This window comes from Dietzia sp. SYD-A1, assembly GCF_015356725.1.
In the GTDB taxonomy this organism is placed as follows: domain Bacteria; phylum Actinomycetota; class Actinomycetes; order Mycobacteriales; family Mycobacteriaceae; genus Dietzia.
Map to the genome: position 1 here is coordinate 1 of NZ_JADDKI010000217.1, position 6039 is coordinate 6039.

Annotated in this window: 3 protein-coding genes; all 3 read left to right on the forward strand. The window is 72.9% G+C overall.

The window, feature by feature from the left end:
• Positions 1-112: 112 nt before the first annotated feature.
• Positions 113-3523 carry a phosphopantetheine-binding protein gene (locus IY392_RS09805; protein ID WP_304511145.1) on the forward strand — a complete coding sequence of 1137 codons (3411 nt, stop codon included), beginning with the start codon at positions 113-115 and terminating at the stop codon, positions 3521-3523.
• An 8-nt stretch (positions 3524-3531) separates the two neighbouring features.
• A complete protein-coding gene (locus IY392_RS09810; RefSeq protein ID WP_194861098.1) occupies positions 3532-4620 on the forward strand; it encodes a bifunctional 2-polyprenyl-6-hydroxyphenol methylase/3-demethylubiquinol 3-O-methyltransferase UbiG in 1089 nt (362 codons plus the stop codon).
• Positions 4617-6039: ABC transporter ATP-binding protein (locus IY392_RS09815; protein WP_194861099.1), on the forward strand; the 1423-nt coding region annotated here is incomplete at its 3' end. The genes IY392_RS09810 and IY392_RS09815, both read left to right, overlap by 4 nt.

A 6039-nucleotide genomic window follows, 5' to 3' on the forward strand; every position in this document is an offset into this window, starting at 1 on the left:
CGAGGCGGTGGTCCGCACGAGCGCCCGCCGGCGGACCACGCCGGCCGCGATGCTGCCCACCGCGTATGCCCACATGCTCCGCGAGATGTCCGGCCGATCGGACTTCTCCGTCATGCTCACGACCTTCGGGCGTCCGCCGGAGATGGCCGGGGTGATCGGGGAGTTCACCGAGCTCTCCCCGGTGGCACTGCACACCTCTGCTGATCCTCACGCTTCTCTTCACTCGGTGGCCGAGTCTCTGTTCGAGACGCTCGACCGGTCGAGCGTCTCGGGGATCGATGTCCTGGCCATGCGTAGTGCCCAGGAGGGTCGGCGGTTCTCGATACCGGTCGTGTTCACCAGCACCCTCGGCGGTGAGGACGAGTCGGGCTTCGACGACGACTGGAGCGGCGAGCTCATCGGCGGGGTCAGCCAGACACCCCAGGTGGTCTTGGACCACCAGGCCTACCGCTGGGGTGGGAGCATCATCGCCCAGTGGGACTACCTCGCCTCGGCGGTCGACGCCGACCGACTCGCGCGGGCCGTCGCGGTGTACGGGGACGCGGTGCGCACCCTCGTGGGGGACACCGGCGCGGACCCGGCAGACCAGGCAGACCCGTCGGGCCAGGCAGACCCGTCAGGCCAGGCGGACCCATCGGGCCGGGCGGCCGATCCGGCGGCGACGCCACTCGACCTGGTCCGGGGGGCCTGGGCCGAGGTGCTGGACCTGGACCCGGCCGAGGTCAGCGCGGATGCGGACTTCCTGGCGCTGGGGGGCGACTCGCTCACCGCCGTGCGAACGGTGGCCGGCCTCCGAGCCGTCGGTGTCACGGTCCCCGTCGCCGACGTCCTCAACGGGGTGAGCCCCGAGGAGATCGCCCGCGAGGCGACAGCAGCAGGGTGGCGCATCGGCGATGCCGAACCCACGCCACTCGTCCGGGCGGAGCCGGGGCGGCCGTTCCCCCTGACCCCGCTGCAGCAGGCCTACTGGGTCGGTGCCCAGGGTGGCTGGCAGCTCTCCAACGACGCAGCGCACTTCGTCGTCGACTTCTTCGACCCGCTGTGCGACCCGGAAAGGCTCCGCGCGGCCGCTCGACGGCTCGTCGAGCACCAGCCGATGCTCCGCGCGGTGGTCACCGAGGACGGCTACCAGCGCGTCCTCGATCCCGACGACCCCCGGCTCGGTGTCGATCCGGTCGAGATCGTGGACCTCACCGGGAGCCCGGACGACGAGGTCGCCCGAGCGATCGCCGACACCCGATCGGCCTGGGAGGTCGACGGGCCCGACCCCGAGCAGTGGCCGACCTTCCGAATCCGGGCGCACCTGCTGCCCGGAGGCGGTGCCCGCGTCCATGTGGTGGCCGCGCTCGTGTTTGTGGACGGGTGGTCCTTCTACCTGTTCTTCGACCAGCTGCTCACCTTTCACGATGAGCCCAACGCCCACTTCCGGGCGCCCGAGGTGAGCTTCGCCGACCACGTGGCGACCCTCGAGGCGGGCGCGACGCGGCCGGCCGCACGTCGAGCACTGGAGAACTGGCGGCGCCGGCTGCCCGAGCTCCCGCAGGCCCCGCGCGTGCCCGTGCGGTCAGTGCCGGATCGGGTGCGGCGGATGGAACGCCGAGCCTTTCGGCTCGACGCCGACACCGCCGCGGCGTTCACCGAGCGGTGCCGCAGCGCCCGGGTCACCCCCGCGGCGGTGTTCGGAGCGGCGTACTCCCGCGCGCTCGGCGAATGGTGCGACCAGAAGCGATTCCTGCTCACCGTCCTGTACTTCAACCGCCCGCCGATCTCCGGCGACATCGACCGGGTCCTGGGCGCGTTCTCCTCGACGGTGCTGGTGGACGTCGCGGTCCCCGAGTCGTCCGACCCCGCGGTCCACGCCGGCGGCTTCGGGGACGCGGTCGGTCGCTCGCTCGACGACTCGGCGATCGACGGAGTCGACGTCGCGCGGGAGTTGTCGCGGCACCGGGGCACCCGCGGACTGGTCTCTCCGGTCGTGTTCACCTCGACACTGGGCTTCAGCGACCCCACGGCGCACTCGGTGACCAGGCGCATCGACCCGACCGACGTGTGGGAGCGGGTGCGCACTCCCCAGGTCCTCGTGGACCTGCAGGTGGCGTCGGAACACGACCAGATCGTGTGCAACGTCGACTGCCCCGAGGGGGTCATCGATCCCGACGACCACCGGCGACTGATCGACCGGGTGCGGGCCTTCATCGACGACGTGCTGGCGGGCCGGGCCCTCGAACCCACCGAGTGGCCGCGGCCGGAACGGGAAGATCAGGACGGCTCCTCGCCGAGTGGCATCACGGACAGCACCGGGCCGAGGCCCCTGCGGCCCGCCGGGGAGGCCACCCTCGCCCATGTCCGCGAGGCGGTGACGTCTCAGCTGGGGAGCACCCCCGGGGACTCGACCGACTTCTTCTCCGCGGGCGGGGACTCGCTCGGACTGGTGCGGGTCCTCGTGGATCTGCGCCGCCGCACCGGGCTGGTGGTGGCCCCGGCGGAGGCCGTGGTCGAGCCCACCGTCGAGCGCCTCGCGGCCCTGGTGGACGAGCGTCGCGAGGCCGATTCGGCGAAGCTCACCCGCGGGCCGGAGACGCCGGCCCACCACGCTGCGCCGACCCGGGTCAGCACGCTCGATCCGGAGACCCACCTCGTGCCGATGTCCGGGTCCGGAGGTGGGCCCGTCTACCTGCTCCACCCGTCGGGCGGCGACATCCTGTGCTACTCCGACCTGGTCGCCGAACTCCCGGACCACCGAGTGCTGGCGCTTCCCGACCCCCGGTACTTCGACACCCCGATGCCGGACGATCTCTCGCTCGTCGTGTGCGCCTACGCCGACCTGCTCGAGCTGGCCCACCGCGGCGAGGACCATCCGTTGGTGATCGGCGGCTGGTCGATGGGGGGCACCGTCGCGCACGACGTGGCCGTGGAGCTGCAGGGCCGGGGCGTCCGCGTGGGAGGGGTGATCATGATCGACTCGACGACCCCGGACCGTATCCGGCGGATCGCAGGCCTCGCTCCGGGTGAGGTCGACGCCGAGGTGGCCCTGCGCTACCTGCGATCCGTCCAGGCTTTCGCCGGAGACGGTTCCCCGACGGAGTCGTCGGTCGGGTCCGCCGAGACGTCGATCCGACGAGGTATGGCCGCGGCCGCGGATCCCGGCGCCCGAGGGGACGTGCTCGCCGAGCAGTTGCGGGCCAATGGACTGGCCGCGACGGATGCCCGCCGGCGGCTGGAGATGTTCACCTCCCACCTGGCAGGGCTCGCGGAGCATCAGGCCCGGTCACTCGAGGGCACCGGGGTGCCCGTCCTGCTGCTGCGCGCCGACGAGACCTCACCGGTGAACTCCGGCGTCGGTATGGGCGTGGACGACGCGGCGGGGTCGGAGGATCTGGGGTGGGGGGCCGCCCTCGGATCCGGCGCCACGATCCTCGGCGTGGACGCCCATCACTACTCGGTGCTCAGGAGCCCCGCCGTGGCGCGGATCGGGTCGGCGATCCGGGAGTTCCTCACCGACGCGGCCGGGGCCGAGCGGTGAGCGGGACGGTGACGAGCGCCCAGGTCGACCGGGTGGACGCGTGGTCGGCGGTGTACGAGGAGGTCTACACCGACGGTCACGCCCGCGGCACCGCGGCCGACGGTCTCGAGGGGTGGGTCGACGCGCTGTCCGGTCGACCTCTGCCCGCCGAGATCATGTGGGAGTGGCGGGACGCCACGGTCGACCGGCTGCGGGGCCTGCGTCCGGTGCGCGTACTCGACGTGGGAACAGGCACCGGGATGATCGCCCGGGCCCTGGCATCGGAGGTGAGGTCGTATCACGCCGTGGACCTCACCCTCGCCGGCGTCCGCGACCTCCTCGACGATCCGGGGCGGCCCCCCGGTCTCACCTTCGATCGGCGGGCTGCGCACGAGCTGAGCCCGCAGGTGCTACCCGGGGACCGGCCGGACCTCATCCTCCTCAACAGTGTCGTCCACTACTTCCCCGACATGGACTACCTCGAAGTGGTGCTCACCGGCCTGCTCGACCTGCTGGCTCCCGGTGGGGTGCTGTTCCTCGGAGATCTGCGCGACGCCCGCCGTGACGCGCGGCGGTTGCGCGAGCGCGCGCTGAGATCGGAGCCGTGGGCGGGACCGGGCCGGCTCGACGCACTGGTCGCGGACCTCGCTCGACGGGACCGCGAACTCGCGCTCGACCCCTGGGAGCCGGGGCGATCCCTCGGGGTGGAGACCACCGTGCTGGCGCGCTGCCTGCAGGACAGTGATCTCGCCCGGTACCGCGTGGACGTCCTGCTCCGGCCCGAGGGCTCCGCCGGACCCGGAGGCGGCGCTCGTGCCACCGTCGGTCGGGTGGCCGGTGGCACCGACGCAGGACCTCGCGCCACCCACCGGTGGGAGGACCTGGGCGACGACGAACGTCGTCGGGAGACCGGAGCCCGCGCGGTCCTGAAGGCGGGCGGGGTGGTGGACGTACCGGACGGCCTGGTGTGCCCCTTCGGTCCCTCGGCGCTGGAGGCCTCGGAGTGGACCCCGGCGGGTGGCGCCGGAGTGCATATGAGCCGGGAGTCGCCGGACCGTTTGATCCTCACCTCCCGCCCGCTCGCCCCGACCGGCCATCGGAGAGGAGAGCCGCAGTGAGCGCCTCGGGATTCGACTATCGGGCCGTGCCACGGCTGGTGCGCCCCCACCTCGGCGGGTCCCGCCGCCTGCTCGCGGCCGCGGTGTCGCTCGCCGTGGTGTCCGCCTTCGCTGAGCTCGCGGTGCCCTACGCCGTCTACCGTCTGCTCGTGCACGTGGTGGTGGGCCACGGGGGGATGGCGGTGCCCCAGGCGGTCGCTCTCGCCGCTGCGGGGGTCGTCGTCACCTATCTCACCTTCGGTGCCGCGACCGCGCTGGCGCACCGTGCCGCCTTCGAGGTGATCGCGCGGATCCGCATCGCCCTCGGAGAAGCGTGGTCCGTGGCGGAGTTGTCCGACCTGTCGGACCGTCACACCGCCTCCGCCCGTTCTGCCGCGGGGGAGGAGGTCGAGCGTCTCGAGGGGATCCTGGCCCACGGCGTCCCGGAGTTCGCGGCCAGTGTGACGGTGTGGCTCGCCATGACGGTGTGGCTCCTGGGTGAGGACTGGCGGTTGGCCCTGGCGTGCGCGGCGGTGGCCCCGCTGGCCTTCTGGACGATGCGGCGGGCGATGCGGTCCAACGCCCACCGGATGGGCGAGTTCGTCGAGGCCAACGCGGCGATGGGTCGGGCGATGATGGACCAGCTCACCGCCCTCGCGGAGATCAGGGTCTTCGGCGCGCGGACGTCGGGGTCGACGGCGGTGTCCGCGATCCAACGCACCGCGCGCCTCCAGTCCGCGTGGGGAGCGGCGTTCCTCCGCTGGGGCGCCTGGTTCTCGCCTCTGGTCACCGCCACCCCGGCGGTCGTCGCGGTGCTCGGGGCCTGGTTGCTCGCTGCCGGGAGGCTCAAGGTGGACACGTTCCTGCTGTTCGTGGTCCTGGCCCCGGCCTACACGGTTCCGCTCGTCACACTCTTCTACCGGATGCACTCTCTTCCCCTCGCGGCGGCGAGCGCCCGAGCGGTCGAGGAGCAGCTCGACCTGGCCCCGCGTGAGCCGACGACGGTGACCGGCCGGGAGCCGAGGGATCGCACCCTGGCCGTCGACGGCCTCGACTTCGGTCACCGGGGGCGCGAGAGCACGCTCCGACGCGTCTCGTTTCGGGTCCCGGAGGGTACGACGGTCGCCCTCGTGGGGGAGTCCGGATCGGGCAAGACGACCCTGTTGGAGGTGATCGCCGGGGTGAGGAGACCACCTGTCGGTGAGGTCATGCTCGGTGCCGTGCCCACCGCCGACCTACTGGGCGTCCCCGGCCGCCGTTGGGTGAGCCTGGCCGCTCAGAATCCCCTGCTGTTCGCCGGCTCGATCGGGGAGAACCTCCGGATGGGGGCGCCCGACGCCCCCGACGGTCTCCTGCTCGACGCGCTGAATGCCGTCGGGCTCCTCGGGGAACTCGGGGACCCGGTCCTCGACCGGCGCCTCGGGGAGGCGGGGGCGGGCC

What these genes read in the sequence shown, in the direction of transcription:
- IY392_RS09805 (WP_304511145.1), top strand. Translation starts at nt 113, where the DNA reads ATGCTCACGACCTTCGGGCGTCCGCCGGAGATGGCCGGGGTGATCGGG.